This is a genomic window from Bradyrhizobium lupini, from assembly GCF_040939785.1.
GTDB lineage: Bacteria > Pseudomonadota > Alphaproteobacteria > Rhizobiales > Xanthobacteraceae > Bradyrhizobium > Bradyrhizobium canariense_D.
Genome location: NZ_CP162553.1, coordinates 5,290,471 through 5,308,968 on the forward strand (window position 1 = coordinate 5,290,471; position 18,498 = coordinate 5,308,968).

An 18,498-nucleotide genomic window follows, 5' to 3' on the forward strand; every position below is an offset into this window, starting at 1 on the left:
GATGACATCCGTGCCGGATCCCTCCCAAAAGCATCAGCGTCGCGAACACGGCCTGATGCTGGCATTGGTGTCGCCGGCGCTGCTGGTGATCTTGGCTCTGATCGTGCTGCCGGTCGGCTGGCTCGCCTGGCAGTCGATCTACCATGACGGCTTCACGCTGGAGAATTATCGCCGCGTCTTCACCGAAGACATCTACTGGCGCAGCTTTGCGCTGACCTTCGAGATCAGCCTCGTGGTCACGGGAATCGCGCTGCTGCTTGGCTATCCCGTGGCCTACCTCGCCAACTCGGTGCCGAAAGGATGGAGCATTCTCATCCTGTCGCTGGTCGTGCTGCCGTTCTGGACCAGTGTGCTGGTGCGCGCTTATGCCTGGCTGGCGCTGCTCCAGCGCACCGGTGTGATCAACCAGCTTTTGCGTTATCTCGAGGTGACGAGCGAACCGCTCGCGCTGGTGCACAACACCTTCGGCACGGTGGTTGCGACGGTACACATCCTCTTGCCGTTCATGGTGCTGCCGCTCTACGCCACCATGCAGAAGATCCCGTCCGACCTCATGCAGGCCGGCGCCAGCCTGGGAGCGAGCCCGTCGCTCACCTTCGTCCGCGTCTTCCTGCCGCTGTCTCTGCCGGGCGTGCTGGCAGGCTGCACCATGGTGTTCGTGCTCTGCCTCGGTTTTTACATCACGCCGGAACTGCTCGGCGGCGGCCGCACGGTGATGGTGTCGATGCTGGTGAGCCGCAATGTCGAGCTATACAACCAGTTCGGCGCGGCGAGCGCAGTCGCCGTCGTGCTGCTCTTAAGCGTGCTCGCGATCTTCTTCGTCGTCAGCCGCTTCATCTCGCTCGATCGCATATTGGGGCAGAAATGACGCGATTGTCACCCGCCCGGATCGCCCTCTATGTGATCAGCGCGCTGGTGCTGATCTACCTGATCCTGCCGGTGCTGATCATCGCGCCGATCTCCTTCTCCAGCGCGCGTTTTCTGACCTTTCCGCCACCGTCGTTCTCGCTGCGCTGGTATCAGCAGTATTTCTCCAACGCGGCCTGGATGCAGGCGACGCGGGTAACGCTGACGGTCGCGCTCCTTACCGTGCTTATCGCAACGCCGCTCGGCGTCTCCGCCGCCTATGCCATCAGCCAGTCGAAGCTGCGGATCATGCGGCTGATCCACATGATGCTGCTGTTGCCGCTGGTGGTGCCGATCATCATCACTGCGGTGGGGATCTTCTTCCTCTATGCCAAAATCGGCTTGGTCGCGACGCTGCCGGGCCTGGTGCTCGCCAATGTGATGCTGGGGCTGCCTTACGTGATCATTTCGGTGCTGGCGGGCTTGCAGAGTTTCGATCCGGCGCAGGAGATGGTCGCACGCAGCCTCGGCATGAATCGCCTGCGTAGCTTCTTCGCGGTGACCTTGCCGCAGATCAAGTCCAGCGTGGTCGCAGGCGGCATCTTCGCCTTCATCTCGGCGATGGACGAGACCATCGTCGCGCTTTTCATCTCCGGCGGCCAGTATCAGCCGCTGACCAAGCGCATGTTCACCGCCCTCCGCGACGAGATCGACCCGACCATCGCTGCCATCTCGACGCTGATGACGGCGGCCTCCTTCGTGCTGGTACTGCTGGCGAGCGCGCGGCAGAAAAAGGGCGGGTGATTTTTGTTCATCGTCCTGGCGAAAGCCAGGAGGTCCTGGCTTCGCCAGGACGACACCGAATGCTTGGCACGAACCTCGCCGTCTCACGCTTTCGCCGCCAGCCACGCCAAAATCATCTCCACGATCTGTGCCCTGCTGTTTGCCGGCACGTCGGCCTCGCTGAGGTCGCGGTCGAATAGGGCACCGATCTGGTTCGGCCAGGTCGTCAACGAAGGCGTCGAAGCTCGCCACCTCTCGTCCGGCAAGCGGCTGCGACATGGGCTGCAGTGCAACCAGCAGGGGCGGGCATGACGCCTGCGCAGGGTGCGAGGAGCCTTTCGATCTTGCGCGCCCTGTCGGCCTGTCCTACGCCAGCTCCGAGCAAAATTTCGCGAAGCTGCGAAACGCATCGCCAAAGCCTTGAGGGAGCCGTCATGACCATTCGCAACGCCCGCACCGGGGGCCAGATCCTGATCGATCAGCTCGTCGCCCAGGGCGTCGAGCGCGTCACCTGCGTGCCGGGCGAGAGCTATCTGGCGGCGCTGGACGCGCTGCACGACAGCCCGATCGACGTCATGATCTGCCGCGCCGAAGGCGGTGCGGCGATGATGGCGGAAGCCTATGGCAAGCTCACCGGGCGTCCCGGCGTCTGCTTCGTCACCCGCGGCCCCGGCGCCACCAATGCGAGCCACGGCGTCCACATCGCGATGCAGGATTCCACGCCAATGATCCTGTTCGTCGGTCAGGTCGACACCGGCATGCGCGAGCGCGAGGCGTTTCAGGAACTCGACTACAAGGCGGTGTTCGGCACCATGGCGAAATGGGCGGTCGAGATCGATCGTCCCGACCGGATTCCGGAGTTGGTCGCGCGCGCTTTCCGCGTCGCCATGCAGGGCCGCCCCGGTCCCGTGGTGATCTCGCTGCCCGAGAACATGCTGACCGAGACCGCAGCCGTTGCGGACGCCATGCGCATCGAGCCGGCGGTGAGCTGGCCGGCGCCTGCCGATATCGAGCGCGTCGGCGCCATGCTTGCGAGCGCCAAGGCGCCGCTCGTCATTCTTGGCGGCTCGCGCTGGACGGATGAAGCGACCCGGAGCATCGCGCGCTTTGCCGAGCGGTTCGACCTGCCGGTCGCGACCTCGTTCCGCCGGGCCTCGCTGATCGACGCCGATCACTCGCATTATGCCGGCGATCTCGGCATCGGGCCGAGCCCGGGCCTGAAGGCGCGCATCGACCACGCCGACGTCATTTTGCTGATCGGCGGCCGCATGGTCGGAAATGCCGTCCTCATCCTACACGCTGCTCGACATTCCGACCCCGCGGCAGAAGCTGATCCACGTTCATCCCGGCTCGGAAGAGCTCGGCCGCATCTATCAGCCTGAGCTCGCGATCCAGGCCACGCCCGCCGCCTTCGCGGCCGCGGTCGAGACGCTGAAGCCGGCAGGCGCCGTTGCCTGGAAGGGCGAGGCCGCCAAGGCGCATGCCGACTATCTCGCCTGGACCGAAAAGGCGCGCGAGCTGCCGGGCACGTTCCAGTACGGCCAGGTCATGACCTGGCTGCGCGATCGCCTGCCCAAGGACGCGATCGTCTGCAACGGCGCCGGCAACTACGCCGGCTGGATCCATCGCCATCATCGCTTCCACAGCTTTGCCGCCCAGCTCGCGCCGACCTCGGGCTCGATGGGATATGGCGTGCCGGCGGCGGTGCTCGCGAAACGGCAATATCCGGATCGCACCGTTATCGCGTTCGCTGGCGACGGCTGCTTCCTGATGAACGGGCAGGAATTCGCGACTGCCGTGCAATACGATGCGCCGCTCGTCGTCATCATCGTCGACAATGCGCAATACGGCACCATCCGCATGCACCAGGAGCGCGACTATCCGGGACGCGTGGTCGGCACCCAGCTCAAGAACCCGGATTTTGCGATGTACGCAAAAGCGTTCGGCGGCCATGGCGAGCGCGTCGAGCGCACCGAAGAGTTCGCGCCGGCGTTCGAGCGTGCGCTCGCCTCGGGCAAGCCGTCGATCCTCCACTGCATCATCGATCCGCGCGCGATGTCGGTCGGCAAGGACTTCGCCCCTGCGGTGAAGGCTTAAGCGATGTCGGAGGGCCGCCACGTCGCCATCATCGGTGCCGGCGCGGTCGGCGTGATCAGCGCCATCGAGGCGCTGCGCGAGGGATATCGCGTCACGCTGATCGACGCCGGCGAGCCCGGTGGCGAACAGGCGGCGAGCTACGGCAATGCCGGCTGGCTCTCTTCGCATTCGGTAATCCCGCCGGCCGAGCCCGGTGTCTGGAAGAAGGTGCCGGGTTATCTGGTGGACCCGCTCGGGCCGCTCGCGATCCGCTGGTCTTATCTGCCGAAGGCGCTGCCCTGGCTGGTCAAATATCTGCTCTCGGGCTGGACCGAGGCGCGGGTCGAGACGACGGCCTTCGCGCTGCGCGGCCTCCTGAAGGACGCGCCGCAGTTGCACAGGAAGCTCGCGGAGGAGGCGGGCGTCCCTGAATTGATCGAGCGTAACGGCGTGATGCATGTCTTCCCGTCACGCGGCAATTTCGACAACGATCTCGGTTGGCGCGTGCGCAAGCGCGTCGGCGTCGAATGGCTTGAGCTTTCGTCCGACGAGATGCGTCAACGCGAGCCCGATTTGCATCCGCGCTACACTTTTGGCGTGGTGGTGGAGGAGGCCGGGCGCTGCCGCGATCCCGGTGCCTATGTCGCGGCGCTCGCGCAACATGCGCTGGCAAGCGGCGCCAAGCTCGTGCGGGCCAAGGCAATTGGGCTGAAGCTATCCGGCAACAAGCTCGTGGCTGTCCTGACCGAGACCGGCGAGATTGCGTGCGATGCCGCGGTGATTGCCGCCGGTGCGCATTCGAAGCGGCTCACGGCGTCCATCGGCGATCCGCTGCCGCTTGAGACCGAGCGCGGCTATCACGTCATGATCGAGAATCCGGAATCGGGGCCGCGCAGCTCGATGATGGCCTCGGATGCGAAGATGGTGGTGAACTGGACCGACAAGGGTTTGCGCGCCGCCGGCACGGTCGAGATCGCCGGCCTCGAGGCCGCACCGAACTGGAAGCGCGCCGAGATCCTGCGCAACCATCTCGTCAGCATGTTCCCGAAACTGCCCACGGACATTCCGGCTTCGCGTATCAAGACCTGGTTCGGCCATCGGCCGAGCATGCCGGACGGACGTCCCTGCATCGGTTACGCGCGGGCCTCGCGTGACATCGTCTATGCCTTCGGCCACGGCCATATCGGCCTGGTCGGCTCGGCCCGCACCGGTCGTCTCGTCGCCCAGCTTCTGAGCGGCAAGCCGCCGGAAATTCCGCTCGCACCGTTTTCGCCCGATCGTTTTCTCTGAGATCGCATCATGACCGCTCCAGCCAACTCGTCCCCCCGAATAGCCCGCGGCGGCAAGGCCATCTATGGAGCGCCGCTCGGCATCCTGATGCTGGAGGCGCGCTTTCCCCGCATTCCCGGCGACATGGGCAACGGCACCACCTGGCCCTTCCCCGTGCTCTATCGTGTGGTGAGCGGGGCTTCGCCCGAGAAGGTGGTATTGAAGGGCGCCGCCGGTCTGCTGCCTGATTTCATCGACGCGGCAAAGGACCTGGTGCGGCTCGGGGCCGAGGCCATCACCACCAATTGCGGCTTCCTCTCGCTGTTCCAGAAGGAGATCGCGGCCGCGGTCGGCGTTCCCGTTGCGACCTCGTCACTGATGCAGGTGCCGTGGGTGCAGGCGACCTTGCCGCCGGGCAAGCGCGTTGGCCTCGTCACGGTATCCGGTTCGACCTTGACGCCGGCCCATCTCGCAGGCGCCGGCGTGCCGCTCGATACGCCGCTGGTCGGCACCGAGCACGGCAAGGAATTCTTCCGCGTCTTGATCAAGGCCGAGAAGGAGGACATGGACATTGCGCAGGCCGAACGTGATGTGGTCGAGGCCGGCAAGGAGCTGATCGCCAGGAACCCGGATGTCGGCGCGATCGTGCTGGAATGCACCAACATGCCGCCTTATGCAGCGGCGCTTCAGGCCGAGGTCGGACTGCCCGTCTACGATATCTATTCCATGATCACCTGGTTTCATGCCGGGCTGCGGCCGCGCCAGTTTGGCTAGAGGTCGAGAAGTTGTCTATGACTCCTCTTCCTTCTCCCCGTGCGGGAGAAGGTGGCGCGAAGCGCCGGATGAGGATATCTCTCCGCGCATATGGATGCGGATGAGTTCGCGGAGAGATACCCCTCACCCAAATGAGTTTGTATCTGTCAGCGGTGATGTCCTCTCCCGCAAGGGGAGAGGGCGCAGCCATGCGCATCGTGCGCTGTCCCACCGGCAGCGGAAGAGGCAGCTATACAATCCCTCGATACCTGATCGCGCCAGACGGTCAGAGCTTTGGCGCCTGAACATCGCTAGAGTGCCTCTCGAAATCCACGGAGACCAGCGGTGCACAGCCTTCAATCCAATCCCGACACGCGCGCAGACGATTGGCCGTCCGAGCTCTACCGCATCCTGAAAGCCGCCGACGTGCGGCAGATGTTCTACGTTCCCGATGCCGGTCACAGCCAGCTCATCCGCCTGTTCTCCGCCGACCGCGACGTCACCACCAACGTGCTGACGACGGAAGAGGAGGGCGTCGCCATCGCCGCAGGCGCCTGGCTCGGCGGCCAGCGTAGCGTGCTCTTGATGCAGTCGAGCGGGGTCGGCAATTGCATCAACATGCTGTCGCTGTCGGCGATCGGACGATTTCCACTGCTGATGCTGGTGACGATGCGCGGCGAATGGGCCGAGTTCAATCCCTGGCAGGTGCCGATGAGCCGTGCGACGCAGCCCTCGCTGGAAGCGATTGGTTTGAAGGTGATGCGCGCGGAGACGGCGGAGGATCTGGTCGAGACCGTGGAATCGGCCGCAGCGCTCGCCTACGATTCCGATCAGCAGATCGCGGTGCTGATCGGGCAACGCCTGATCGGCAAGAAGAAGTGGTGATGCCAATGCAAGCTCAGCTCGACCGCCGCGCCGCCGTCGCCGCGCTCCTGAAGAATCGCAAGGACACGCTGGTCGTGTCCGGCCTCGGCTCGCCGACCTATGATCTTCATTCGGTCGGCGACCATGACGGCAATTTCTATCTCTGGGGCGCCATGGGCGGCGCCGCGCTGATCGGGCTTGGCCTCGCGCAAGCCCAGCCGGGAAAGCGCGTCCTCGCTTTGACCGGGGATGGCGAGCAATTGATGGGCCTCGGCGGCATCGCCACCATCGGCGTCGCGCGCCCGCGCAATCTCGACATCGTCGTGATCGACAACCAGCATTTTGGCGAGACCGGTATGCAGGCCAGCCACACCGGGCGCGGCGTCGATCTCACTGCGATCGCTGTGGCCTGCGGCTTTGCCGCGACCGGGACCGTGCGGACGCTCGAGGAGGTGGAACGTCTGGCGACGCAGCTCGACGAGCCGGCCGATGGCCCGCGCCTTTTTGTCATCAAGGTTCTGGCCGAAAATCCGCCGCGCTCGCTACCCTCGCGCGATGCCGTCTTTATCAAGAACCGGTTCCGTGCTCATCTTAGCTTCGCGTCGGTCTGAGCCGGGTTTCTCGCCCGGCGACAGTCTGCTGTCGGAGCAGCTACTCTGGAGTGAGACCATGAAACTATCCGGCAAGGTCGCCGCCATCACCGGCGCGGCGCGCGGTATCGGCAAGGCTTGCGCAAAGCGATTCCTGGACGACGGCGTCAAGGTCGTCATCTCGGATGTCGATGCCGAGGGCTTGGCCGCGACGGCCGCCGAACTCGCGCGACCGGATGCCTTGCGCACTGTCGTCGGCAATGTCGCAAAGCGTGCCGATGTCGACCAGCTGGTCGCAACTGCCGCAAAAGAGTTCGGCCGGCTCGATATCATGGTCAACAATGCCGGCGTCGCTCGCAACCGGGACCTCCTGGAGATCTCCGAAGAGGAATTCGATGAAATCATCGGCATCAACCTGAAGGGCGCGTTCTTCGGCGTGCAGGCGGCGGCGAAGCAGATGATCGCGCAAGGCGGCGGCGGGGTCATCATCAACATGTCCTCGGTCAATGCACTGCTGGCAATCCCGGCGCTTGCGACCTACGCCATGTCCAAGGGCGGCATGAAGCAGCTCACCTCGGTCGCTGCCGTCGCACTCGCTCCGCACAATATTCGTGTCGTCGCGGTCGGGCCGGGCACGATTCTGACCGACATGGTGGCATCGTCCATCTACACCTCGGAAGATGCCCGCAAGACCGTGATGTCACGCACGCCGGCCGGCCGTGGCGGCGAGCCGAGCGAAGTTGCCTCCGTCGTCGCGTTTCTTGCGAGTGACGATGCGTCCTACATCACGGGGCAGACGATCTATCCAGATGGTGGGCGGTTGATTCTGAATTACACGGTGCCGGTGAAGTAGATCACTCCGCCGCAGCCGTCATCCCGTGACCCAGTCGTTTCGAAATGCCGCCCGCGCAATCGCGTAGCGCATGGGCGATCGGGCTGTCCCAGCGCGCGTCAAAAGTGCCTTCCGGCCCCATCGCGGTGATTACCAGCGCGACATGGCCGGAATGGTCGAACACCGGCGCAGAGAATGCGTTGACGCCGGGCAGGGGGTCGCCGAGCGCGCGGGCGAGGCCGTGCTTGCGGACCTCTGTGAGCATCTCAGTGACCTTCGCGCCTTTCACAGCGCGCTTCGGATTATAGCCGACGCCGTAACGATCGAGGCCGCTTTCGAGTGCGGCGTTGATCGTCTTTTCCGGCAGGAAGGCGGCAAAGGCCCGGCCCGTGGCCGTCTCCAGCAGCGCCATCACCGAACCGGCGCGCATCACGATGTGAACGGGCTGGCCGGGTTCTTCGAGCTGCACCACGGTGGGGCCGTGCGTGCCCCAGACCGCGAGCGAGACCGCATGCCCGATCTGGCTTGCGAGCGCCGCGATCTTCGGTCCTGCGATGCGTACGCCGGACAGTCGGCGCAGGCTGATCAGGCCGAGCTCCAGCGCCAGTGCGCCGATCTCGTAACGGCCGGTGGTCTCGTCCTGCTCGATCAGGCCGATGCGGGAGAAGCTGGCGAGATAGGGATGCGCCTTGGCCGGCGTCATGCCGGCCTCGCGTGCAAGATCGCGCAGCATCATCGGCTCGCCGCTGCGGGCGAGGGCGCGGAGCAATTCGCCGCCGACCTCGATCGACTGGATGCCGCGGCTTTCCTCTCTTCATGCGCTTCCTGGCGTGGCTTACGCCGCGTTGCGCTTGGCGGCGCTGTCGGCGAGGTGACGGCCGGCAATGTAGCCGAAGGTCAGCGCCGGCCCAAGCGTGATGCCGGCGCCCGGATAATTGCCGCCCATGATGCTCGCCATGTCGTTGCCGGCGGCATAGAGCCCGGGAATCACCCGTCCCTCCGCATCGAGCGCCCGCGCGTTCTCGTCGGTGACGATGCCGGCATAGGTGCCGAGATCGCCGACCACCATCTTGATGGCGTAGAACGGGCCGTTCTCGATCGGCGCGACGCAGGGGTTCGGGCCGTGCAGCGCATCGCCCTGGTAGCGGTTATAGGCCTTGGAGCCCTTGCCGAAGGCTGCGTCGTGTCCCTGTGGTGCGGTCGCATTGAACTGCTTGACGGTCTCGGTAAACGCGCTGGCATCGATACCCGCTTTTGCCGCGAGTGCCTCCAGTGTCTCGCCGCGCATGAGATATCCCGTCTTGAGGTGATGACCCAGCGGCATCGGGAACGGCGGCACGCAGCCGAGGCCGTATTTGCGCAGGGTCTGGTGATCGCAGACCAGGTACGCCGCGATCTCCTCGCCGGGTTTCGCCGCCTTGACCATGGCCTGGACGAAGTCGTGATAGGAATTGCCCTCGTTGGCAAAGCGCTTGCCGTCACGCATCACCGCGATCACGCCGGGTTTGGCGCGGTCGATGAAATGCGGCATCACGCCGTGTGAGCCGTCCTTGCGCTTGGTGACCGAGACCGGGACCCAGGCTGCCGCGTTCGGCAGCCTGTCCTCGACATGTCCGCCGGCGCGTTCTGCGAGCCGCAGCCCATCGCCGGTGTTGCCGGTCGGTCCCGGCGAAAAATGCTCGTTCCCGGTCGGCGCGTGCGGGAACATCTTCTTGCGCCGTTCGACATCATGCGGGAAACCGCCGCAGGCGAGCACGACGCCTTGTCTCGCACGAATGCGGACGTCGCGTCCGTCGCGGGCGACAATGGCGCCCGTGACAGTGCCGTTCTCGACAGTGAGCTCGCGCACCGGCGAGGACAGCCACATCGGTATCTTCAGGTCCTGGGCCGATTTTGCCAGGCGCCCGGCGAGCGCATTGCCGTTGGTCAGCGTCATGCCGCGGCCATAGCGCAGTACGTCCATCAGATGCCGCGACAGGCGCTTTGCGACATAGACCGCCGAGCTTAGGGACTTCGTCGCGCGCATGAAATGGACGATGTCTTTGCCGGATCCGAGCATCATGCCGAATACGGTCAGCTCGGGCAGGGGCATGCCGAGGGTCTTGATCTGGTCGCCGAGTTCGCGGCCGTCGAACGGGCGCGCCACCATCGAACGACCACCCTGGGCGCCGCCGGGCGCCTCGGCGTGGTAGTCCGGGAACACCAGCGGCATGTCGAAACGGAGCGCCGTCTTGCTGGTGAAAAAATCGATCGCCTCGGGCCCGGCGCTCAGGAATGCATCGACGCGCGCGGCGTCAAAGTTGTTGCCGGCTTCGTGCCGCAGGTAAGTCCGCGCCTGCTCCGGTGTCTCCTCGATGCCATAGGCCTTGGCCAGCGAGGTACCGGGAATCCAGAGCCAGCCGCCGGAGCGGGCGGTGGTGCCTCCGAAGCGCGGCTCCTTCTCGACGATCAGCACGTCGAGGCCGTGATAGCGCGCGGTGATGGCGGCCGACATGCCGGAGCAGCCCGATCCGGCCACGAGCACATCGCACTCGTAAGTCTCGTTGCGCTCGTTGCCGGTCATGCAGGCCTCACTTCTTGAGCAACGGACATTTCGACTCGGAGACCGGGCGGAAGGCGTCCTCGCCCTTCACCGTCTTGATGATCTCCAAATAATCCCACGGTTCCTTGGACTGCTCGGGTGTTTTCACCTTGGCGAGATACATGTCGCGAATGACGCGGCCGTCCTCGCGCAAGCGTCCGCCATGAACGAATGTATCTTCGATCGGCAGCTCGCGCATCTTGGCCATGGCCTTGGCGGGATCATCGGTGCCGGCGGCCTTGATGGCCTTGAGATAATGCAGCACCGAGCCGTAGACGCCGGTCTGAATCATGGTCGGCATCACCTTGGTGCGCTCGTAGAATTTCCGCGACCATGCGCGGGTCGCCTCGTCCATGTTCCAGTACGAGGCCGTGGTCATGTAGGTACCCTGCGCGGATTTGAGGCCGATCGCGTGGACATCGGTGTCGAACATCAGGAGGCCGACCAGCTTCTGGCCACCCTGCACCAGGCCGAACTCGCCGGACTGCTTGATGGCATTGTCGGTGTCCTGGCCCGCATTGGCGAAAGCGACGACGTCCGATTTCGAGCTTTGCGCCTGGAGTGCAAAGGACGAGAAATCGGCCGTATTGGTGGGGTGCTTCACGCCGCCCAAAACCTTGCCGCCCATCTCGTTGATGAAGCGCGTGGCATCCTTCTCGAGCTGCTGCCCGAAGGCGTAGTCGGCCGTGATGAAGTACCAGGATTTTCCGCCTTCCTTGATCACGGCGGAGGCCGTCACCTTCGACAGCGCGTAGGTATCGTAGGTGAAGTGCACGGTGTTCGGGCTGCAAAGCTCGTCGGTCAGCGAACTCGCGCCGGGCCCGGAGAGCAGCGCAATCTTGTTGCGCTCGCGCACCATATTGTGGACGGCGATCGCGATGCCGGAATTGGGGATGTCGACGACGGCATCGACCTTGCCGTTGTCGAACCAGCCGCGCACAATCTGCACGCCAACATCGGTCTTCATCTGGTGATCGGCGCTGATGATCTCGATCGGCTTGCCGAGCACGGTGGGCCCGAATTCCTCCAAGGCCATTTTCGCGGCCTCCACGGAGCCCGGCCCGCTGTTGTCGCGGCCCCAGCTCGACAGATCCGTCAGCACGCCGATCCGCACGGCGTCGTCGGAGATTTGCGCGTTCGCAACGGTGGTCATGGCAGCCGAAGTCATGGCCGCGAGCATGGCGCAGGCCAAAAACCCTCTCATCGTCGTTCCCTCTCGTTTATGGGCGCGCTTGGCGCGGCCGGCTATTGTGGCAGCAAGTTAGATATTAGCAAATAAGTTTGTCAATGGAGAATAAAGGATCCGCGTCGTCTTGGCGAAGGCCGGGACCCATACCGCGTGATCTCTCGAAGTCGGGCGGTCGCAGTACCAGGGCGCCGGTCTTTGCCAAACTCCTCCCTGTGATTATGGGTCCCGGCCTTCGCCGGGACGACAGTGAGGAGGCAGTGGCGCGAAAATCTCGCATTCTGATCTTGGGAGAACCAACACTCCCGCAAGTTGCAACCGCCACAACGATTGGCCATCATGTCGCCCAGGAATCTTGGGGCGGATGGCAATGACGGCAGCATCGGGAGTCTCCACTGCGGCGGAGAAATCGACGACGGCGCATGTGGTGTGGGCAGCCGCGCTCGGCACCGCGATCGAGTGGTACGACTTCCTGATCTACGGCACGGCGGCGGCGCTCGTGCTGAACAAGCTGTTCTTCCCGAGTTTCGATCCCATGGTCGGCACGCTGGCGGCGTTCTCGACCTATGCGGTCGGCTTTGTCGCGCGGCCGATCGGCGGTGCGATCATCGGGCATTACGGCGACCGGCTCGGCCGCAAGAAGATGCTGGTCGCGACCATGTTCGCGATGGGACTGGGCACGTTCCTGATCGGTTGCCTGCCGACCTACAGCCAGATCGGCGTCTGGGCGCCAATCTTCCTCGTCATTTTGCGCTTCGTCCAGGGCATCGGGCTCGGTGGGGAGTGGAGCGGCGCGGTGGTCATGGTGGCCGAGCACGCCGGCAACCGCCGCGGCTTTTACGGCAGTCTGGTGCAGATCGGCTTCCCCGTCGGCGTCGCCGCGTCCACCGGCATTTTCGGTCTGATGACGCAGCTGCCCGAAGCGGACTTCCTGAGCTGGGGCTGGCGCGTGCCGTTTCTGATCAGCATCCTGCTCGTCGGTGTCGGCTTCATCGTGCGGCTGAAACTCGCGGAGACGCCCACTTCAAGGAGGTGCTCGAGCGCAAGGAGGTGCTGGCGCAGCCGGTGCTGGAAGTCCTGCGCCGCGACTGGCGCAGCTTCCTGCTGGCGATCGGCATCAGGGTGTCCGAAGTCGGGCTCGCTTATCTCCTCACTGTTTTCACCGTGGTCTATGCCACGACGCAGCTCGGCCTTCCGCGGCAGGTGATCCTCAACGCGGTGGTCTATGCCGCGCTCGTCGAGCTCGCGACGCTGCCCCTCGCAGGCTGGCTGTCCGACATCTTCGGCCGCAAAGCGCTGTATCTCGCCGGCGGCGTGTTCTCGGTGGCGCTGGCGTTTCCGTTGTTCTGGTTCCTCGACACCAGGGAGCCTGCGCTGATCACGCTCGCGCTCGTCGTGACGATGACACTGACGCATGCGCTGTTGTTCGGGCCGAAGGCGGCCTTCATGCCGGAGCTGTTCCGTACCCAGGTGCGCTATAGCGGCGCATCGCTGGGAGCCAACGTTGCCGCCGCGCTCAGTGGCGGCTTCTCGCCGCTGATTGCGACGGCACTGCTTGCATGGGCCGCCTCGTACCGGCCGGTGTCGGTGTATATCATCGCACTGTCGGTCATCACCATCATCGCAACGTTGATAGCGCCGGAGACCGCGCGGGACTCGCTCAGGTCCTGAGGGCCGCCTTCATCTTATGCGCGTTGCCAAAAGCCGGTGCAGCGGGGCGAATCATTAGCCGCGTTTATGCAGCGAATTTTTACTTCCAATTTTACTTCACGACCTCCCGCCCATAGCCTCCCTCGCAATTGATCACATCCGCAGCCGGTCAATGGCGACCGGTGCGCACGTTCATTGTAGCCAACGAGGGTTGCCATGCTTGACAGGGACAAGGGGACATCCACTGCCAATCCGGCGGGGACGAGCGACAAGTCTGCGAAAAAGCTGAGCAGGCGCACGCTGTTGAAGGGCGCCGCGGCGGTGGCCGGCGCGGCTGCAGGATCGGACGCGATCCGCGGATTCCCAACCATCTGGGCGCAGGAGATCAAGGACATCGAGCTGCGCCATGTCGGCGTGTCCTATTCGGTGGTGAAGGCGATCGGCGACCAGGCGGCCAAGGATCTCGGCTTCAAGGTGACGATGCAGAACCTCGACACTTCCGCCGCCATCAACCGCTTCATAAGCCAGCCAAATACGGTCGATATCGCCGATCTCGAGGGCTGGCAGGCCAAGCTCGCTGCCAAGCGCGGCGTGATCCAGGGCATCGAGGTCAAGAAGGTCAAGGAGTTCGACAACATCCTGCCGATCTTTACCAAGGGCGAGATCGACGGTCACAAGATCCCGCGCCAGGGCATCTCGCCCTACGAGGCCATGTATATCGCCAAGCCCGATTCGACCGATTTGAGCGACGGCGTGACCGAATGGGCGACCTTCCTGCCGCAGGTCTACAACGCCGACTCCATCGGCTATCGCCCCGACCTCGTCGGCCATGAAGTCACGGAATGGAAGGATCTGATCGATCCGAAATTCAAAGGCAAGGCCGCGATCCTCGACGTGCCCGCGATCGGCATCATGGACGCCGCGCTCTGCTTCGAAAGCGCCGGGCTGATCAAGTACGGAAACAAAGGCAACATGACCAAGGAGGAGATCGACTTCACCTGCAACAAGCTGATCGAGCTCAAGAAGCAGGGCCAGTTCCGCGCGACCTGGACCACCTTCGACCAGTCGGTGCAGCTGATGGCGGCGGGCGAAGTGGTCATCCAGTCGATGTGGTCGCCGGCGGTTGCCGCGGTACGCGTGAAGGAAATCCCCTGCGTCTACGCGCCGGTCAACATCAAGAACGGAAAGGAAGGCTATCGCGGCTGGTGCAACGGCATGGGCCTGATGAAACATCTCTCCGGCAAGAAGCTGGACGCGGCCTACGAATATCTCAACTGGTATCTGTCGGGCTGGCAGGGCGGTTTCGTCGCGCGCTACGGCTATTACAGCCCGGTCCCCTCGACTGCGAAGAAATTCCTCACGGCGGCCGAATGGGCGTTCTGGTACGAGGGCCAGCCCGCGCCCGAGGTGGTCAACGACCCCTATGGCGTGCCGATGGAGAAGAGCGGCACCAAGCGTGACGGCGGCTCGTTCCTCGACCGCGTCAAGAACATCTCCTGCTGGAACACGCTGATGGACGAAGCCGCCTACATGAACAAGCGCTGGAACGACTTCAAGGTGGCCTGAAACCTGCTTTCCCTGACGTGAACGAAGCGCCGGCGCGGCGATGCGCCGGTGCCAAATGACCGACTTCGAGGCGTTTGCCGACATGCAGCCAAGTCTTAGTCCAGCTCAAACCCCACCACGCGCAAATCTCGCCGGCTGGCTCTACGTGTCGCCGCTCGTGCTGGTGCTTGTACCGTTCTTCGTGGCGCCGATCCTGGTCGTGCTGGCCGCGAGCTTCTTCGCCACCGACGGCTTCGGCGGGCTGACGCCGGGCTTCACGCTCGCAAGCTATGTCGAGGTGCTGCATTCGGCGCTGACGCTGAAGCTGTATCTGGCGACGATCAAGTTCACGTTGCTGACCTGGATCCTCACGCTGATCATCGGCTTCTTCGTCGCATACTTCCTGGTTTTCCACGTCCGCAACCAACTACTGGCGATTGGCCTGTTCCTGCTCTGCACGGTGCCGTTCTGGACCTCGAACATCATCCGGATGATTTCCTGGATTCCGCTGCTCGGCAAGGAAGGCCTGATCAACCAGGCGCTGCTGGGACTCGGTGTGATCCGCCAGCCGCTTGAGGTGCTGCTGTTCTCCGACCTTGCGGTGGTCATCGCCTATGTCCATCAGCTCACCATTTTCATGATCGTGCCGATCTTCAATTCCATGGCACGGATCGACAAGAAGCTGATCGAGGCCGCGATCGATGCCGGCGCCAGTCGTTTCGACATCATGCGGCTGATCGTGGTGCCGATGTCCAAGAGCGGCATCGCCCTCGGCACCATCTTCGTCGTCTCGATCGTGATGGGCGATTTCTTCGTGGTCAAGGTGATGTCCGGCGGCGGCTCGGCCTCTGTGGTCAGCGCCTTCTACGAGGATGTCGGCGTGCTGCAATATCCGACCGCGGCGGCGAGCGCAGTATTGCTGACGCTGGTGCTGGTCGCGATCGTCTCGCTGATCCTGCGCACGGTCGACATCAGGCAGGAGATCACGCGATGAGCGCGGTTCTCGCCGACATGCCCAAGGCTGATGTGTCAAAGGCGATCGCGCCGGTGACAAAGGCGATTGCGCCGAGCACGGGCGGTCGGCCGTGGACGTTCTATGTTCTGGCGACACTGTTCGCGTTCTATGTGATCGCGCTGTACGGCCCGATGTTCTGTGTCTACGTCCTGTCGTTCCAGGACATCCGTGGCGGCCTCGTGTTCCCGATGAAGGGCACTTCGCTGCACTGGTTCGTCGATCTCTTCACCCAAGTGCGGACCGGCGACGTCAAGGGCTCGTTCGATCGTTCGATCAAGCTCGCGATCATCGTCACTATCATCACAGTGGTGGTGTCGTTCCTGGCCGGGCTCGGTTTTCGCAAGCGCTTTCGCGGCGACACCGTCGTGTTCTACATGATGATCGGCAGCCTGGTCGCACCGGGACTCGTGCTCGGCCTCGGTACCGGTCTGTTGTTCCAGGCCCTCGGCCTCAATGCGAGCTGGTACACCTCGGCGCTCGGCGCGCAACTGTCATGGACGCTGCCGTTCGGCGTGCTCGTGATGTTCGCGGTGATGTCGCGCTTCAACCACGTCTGGGAGGAGGCGGCCTACGACCTCGGCGCCAGCCGTTGGCAGTCGATCCGGCTGGTGATGATCCCGGTGCTGGCACCCGGCCTGGTGGCGGTCGCGCTGTTCGGCTTCACGCTCTCCTACGACGAGTTCGCCCGCAGCCTCCAGACCGCGGGCTCGCTCAACACGCTGCCGCTGGAGATCTGGAGCATGACGCTGAACGTCACCTCGCCTTCGCTCTATGCGCTCGGCACCGTGACTACCATCGTCTCCTTCATTGTCATCGGCGCGAGCCTGGGCAGCATCGTGCTGATCCAGAAGAAGCGCGGCAGCAGCACAAAGGGTTGAGCTGGGAAATGAAGAGCGATCGCGGCGATATCGAACTGGCGGGCGTCTGCAAGAGCTTTGACGGAGTCGGCAATGTGGTCGACGGCGTCAACCTCAAGATCGCCGACGGCGCCTATTGCTGCTTCATCGGCCCCTCCGGCTGCGGCAAGACCACGATACTGCGCATGATCGCCGGCCACGAGGACCCGACCGCCGGCGAGATCGTGATCGGCGGCCAGAACGTCGTCGGGCTCGCGCCGGTGCAGCGGCGCACCGCGATGATGTTTCAGTCCTACGCGTTGTTCCCGCATCTCACCGTGCGCGAGAACATCGCCTTTGCGCTCCGCGTGCGCGGCATGTCGAAGGCCGATCGCCTCCGCGCAGCCGATGCCATGATCGAGAAGGTGCATCTGACGCAATTCGCCGACCGCCTTCCAGCGCAGCTCTCCGGCGGCCAGCAGCAGCGCGTGGCGCTGGCGCGTGCCGCGATCACCGAGCCGAGGGTCCTGTTGCTCGACGAGCCGCTGTCCGCCCTCGACGAGCAGCTCCGCGTGCAGATGCGCCAGGAGCTCAGGCGGATGCAGCAGGAGCTCGGCATCACCTTCATCCACGTCACCCACACCCAGCTCGAGGCGATCGCGCTCGCCGATCTCGTGGTGGTGATGGAGCAGGGCAGAATCAAGCAGGCGGGCGCGGCGCGCGACGTCTATGCCCATCCGCACGATCGTTACGTCGCCGAGTTCATGGGCGGGCAGAACGTGCTGTCGGGGCGGGTCGAGAAGGTCAACGGTTCGACCTTTACGCTCGCGCAGGCCGCGCCTGACGGCATCGAGGTCCCGCTTCAGGCGCGGCCCACGGTCAGCGTCGGCGACAAGATCGACATCGCCGTGCGCCGCGACGATGTCGCGCTGGTCCGACCGGGCAGGGAGCTGCCGCCGGGCTGCTCCACCTCGCTGCCGAGTCGCGTGCTCGCGATCGAATACCAGGGCTATTTCGTCAAGGTCATGCTCGACACCGTGCCGGACGACGCGTTCGTGGCCTACGTGCCGGAAAAGACTTTCTTCGCGGATCCCTTCACCGTCGGCGATGTCGTGATGGCCACATGGGCCACCGGCAGCGCGCTTCCACTCGCCTAAAGACCCGTCGCGCACAGGAGTATGATCGTGCAGATATCCTTCACACTCAACGGACGGCCGACAACTGTGGATGTCGAACCGGCGACGCTGGTCGCCGAGCTGCTGCGCGAGCGGCTCAACCTCACCGGCACCCATATCGGCTGTGACACCAGCCAGTGCGGCGCCTGTGTCGTGCACCTCGACGGCCTGCCGGTGAAGAGCTGTACGCTGCTTGCGCCCGCGCTCGACGGTGCGACGCTGCTCACCATCGAGGGCCTGCAAGGTGTGCCGGGTTCGAACCGGCTGCATCCGATGCAAGAGGCATTTCGCGAGCATCACGGTCTGCAATGCGGCTTTTGCACACCCGGCATGCTGATGACGGCGGTGGCGCTCGCGGCCGAGAAGCCGAACCTGACGGAGGCCGACGTCCGTCACGGCCTCGAAGGCAATATCTGCCGCTGCACCGGCTATCAGAACATCGTCATCTCGGTCATGGCAGGCGCCGCCGCCATGAACGCGGCCAAGGGAGAGTGACC

At 64.3% G+C, this 18,498-nt stretch carries 18 protein-coding genes and 1 pseudogene; 15 read left to right on the forward strand and 4 right to left on the reverse strand.

Going from position 1 to position 18,498, the window contains the following annotated elements; genetic code table 11:
* The first annotated feature begins 1 nt into the window (after window position 1).
* Both AB3L03_RS25170 and AB3L03_RS25175 read left to right on the forward strand, forming a co-directional pair.
* On the forward strand, window positions 2-868 hold the full coding sequence (locus AB3L03_RS25170; RefSeq protein ID WP_026232651.1) for an ABC transporter permease: 867 nt from the start codon (window positions 2-4) through the stop codon (window positions 866-868).
* The gene (locus AB3L03_RS25175) at window positions 865-1,650 is read left to right on the forward strand and encodes an ABC transporter permease (protein ID WP_085361521.1); all 786 of its coding nucleotides are present in this window, start codon (window positions 865-867) and stop codon (window positions 1,648-1,650) included. The genes AB3L03_RS25170 and AB3L03_RS25175 overlap by 4 nt, the downstream gene beginning before the upstream one ends.
* A gap of 83 nt (window positions 1,651-1,733) precedes the next feature.
* On the opposite strand, the gene AB3L03_RS25180 is transcribed toward AB3L03_RS25175, so the two are convergent.
* Window positions 1,734-1,859 (reverse strand): hypothetical protein, encoded by a 126-nt coding sequence (locus AB3L03_RS25180; protein ID WP_256464935.1) that lies wholly within the window; start codon window positions 1,857-1,859, stop codon window positions 1,734-1,736.
* 204 nt (window positions 1,860-2,063) lie between these two features.
* Between AB3L03_RS25180 and AB3L03_RS25185 the strand changes: the two genes are divergently transcribed.
* The 7 genes from AB3L03_RS25185 (at window position 2,064) to AB3L03_RS25215 (ending at window position 8,034) form a co-directional block, all read left to right on the forward strand.
* On the forward strand, window positions 2,064-3,011 hold the full coding sequence (locus tag AB3L03_RS25185; protein ID WP_368507175.1) for a thiamine pyrophosphate-binding protein: 948 nt from the start codon (window positions 2,064-2,066) through the stop codon (window positions 3,009-3,011).
* Window positions 2,908-3,726 (forward strand): thiamine pyrophosphate-dependent enzyme, encoded by an 819-nt coding sequence (locus tag AB3L03_RS25190; RefSeq protein ID WP_368507176.1) that lies wholly within the window; start codon window positions 2,908-2,910, stop codon window positions 3,724-3,726. Before AB3L03_RS25185 ends, AB3L03_RS25190 begins: the two co-directional genes overlap by 104 nt.
* A gap of 3 nt (window positions 3,727-3,729) precedes the next feature.
* A complete protein-coding gene (locus AB3L03_RS25195) occupies window positions 3,730-4,995 on the forward strand; it encodes an FAD-binding oxidoreductase (RefSeq protein WP_085351932.1) in 1,266 nt (421 codons plus the stop codon).
* Between the two features lie 9 nt (window positions 4,996-5,004).
* On the forward strand, window positions 5,005-5,748 hold the full coding sequence (locus AB3L03_RS25200; RefSeq protein WP_085351931.1) for an aspartate/glutamate racemase family protein: 744 nt from the start codon (window positions 5,005-5,007) through the stop codon (window positions 5,746-5,748).
* Between the two features lie 324 nt (window positions 5,749-6,072).
* Window positions 6,073-6,612 carry a thiamine pyrophosphate-binding protein gene (locus AB3L03_RS25205; protein ID WP_085351930.1) on the forward strand — a complete coding sequence of 180 codons (540 nt, stop codon included), beginning with the start codon at window positions 6,073-6,075 and terminating at the stop codon, window positions 6,610-6,612.
* Entirely contained in the window at window positions 6,612-7,202 is a 591-nt protein-coding gene (locus AB3L03_RS25210) for a thiamine pyrophosphate-dependent enzyme (protein ID WP_143273367.1), read from the forward strand. The genes AB3L03_RS25205 and AB3L03_RS25210 overlap by 1 nt, the downstream gene beginning before the upstream one ends.
* A gap of 58 nt (window positions 7,203-7,260) precedes the next feature.
* On the forward strand, window positions 7,261-8,034 hold the full coding sequence (locus AB3L03_RS25215; protein WP_085351929.1) for an SDR family NAD(P)-dependent oxidoreductase: 774 nt from the start codon (window positions 7,261-7,263) through the stop codon (window positions 8,032-8,034).
* Between the two features lies 1 nt (window position 8,035).
* Here AB3L03_RS25215 and AB3L03_RS25220 read toward each other — a convergent pair whose 3' ends face one another.
* The 3 genes from AB3L03_RS25220 to AB3L03_RS25230 form a co-directional block, all read right to left on the reverse strand.
* Window positions 8,036-8,782 (reverse strand): IclR family transcriptional regulator, encoded by a 747-nt coding sequence (locus AB3L03_RS25220; RefSeq protein WP_368507177.1) that lies wholly within the window; start codon window positions 8,780-8,782, stop codon window positions 8,036-8,038.
* A 66-nt stretch (window positions 8,783-8,848) separates the two neighbouring features.
* Entirely contained in the window at window positions 8,849-10,576 is a 1,728-nt protein-coding gene (locus tag AB3L03_RS25225; protein WP_085351927.1) for an FAD-dependent oxidoreductase, read from the reverse strand.
* Between the two features lie 7 nt (window positions 10,577-10,583).
* The gene (locus AB3L03_RS25230) at window positions 10,584-11,798 is read right to left on the reverse strand and encodes an ABC transporter substrate-binding protein (RefSeq protein WP_085351926.1); all 1,215 of its coding nucleotides are present in this window, start codon (window positions 11,796-11,798) and stop codon (window positions 10,584-10,586) included.
* A gap of 352 nt (window positions 11,799-12,150) precedes the next feature.
* Between AB3L03_RS25230 and AB3L03_RS25235 the strand changes: the two are divergent.
* The 6 genes and pseudogenes from AB3L03_RS25235 (at window position 12,151) to AB3L03_RS25260 (ending at window position 18,496) form a co-directional block, all read left to right on the forward strand.
* Window positions 12,151-13,451 (forward strand): annotated as a pseudogene (locus AB3L03_RS25235) (MFS transporter).
* A 195-nt stretch (window positions 13,452-13,646) separates the two neighbouring features.
* Entirely contained in the window at window positions 13,647-14,996 is a 1,350-nt protein-coding gene (locus tag AB3L03_RS25240) for a PotD/PotF family extracellular solute-binding protein (RefSeq protein ID WP_018454023.1), read from the forward strand.
* A 55-nt stretch (window positions 14,997-15,051) separates the two neighbouring features.
* Entirely contained in the window at window positions 15,052-15,969 is a 918-nt protein-coding gene (locus tag AB3L03_RS25245; protein WP_204512142.1) for an ABC transporter permease, read from the forward strand.
* Window positions 15,966-16,868: an ABC transporter permease gene (locus AB3L03_RS25250; protein WP_204512141.1), complete on the forward strand. Its 903-nt coding sequence runs from the start codon at window positions 15,966-15,968 to the stop codon at window positions 16,866-16,868. The genes AB3L03_RS25245 and AB3L03_RS25250 overlap by 4 nt, the downstream gene beginning before the upstream one ends.
* A gap of 8 nt (window positions 16,869-16,876) precedes the next feature.
* Window positions 16,877-17,983 (forward strand): ABC transporter ATP-binding protein, encoded by a 1,107-nt coding sequence (locus tag AB3L03_RS25255; protein WP_317245815.1) that lies wholly within the window; start codon window positions 16,877-16,879, stop codon window positions 17,981-17,983.
* A 21-nt stretch (window positions 17,984-18,004) separates the two neighbouring features.
* Entirely contained in the window at window positions 18,005-18,496 is a 492-nt protein-coding gene (locus tag AB3L03_RS25260) for a (2Fe-2S)-binding protein (RefSeq protein WP_201263837.1), read from the forward strand.
* Window positions 18,497-18,498 lie beyond the last annotated feature (2 nt).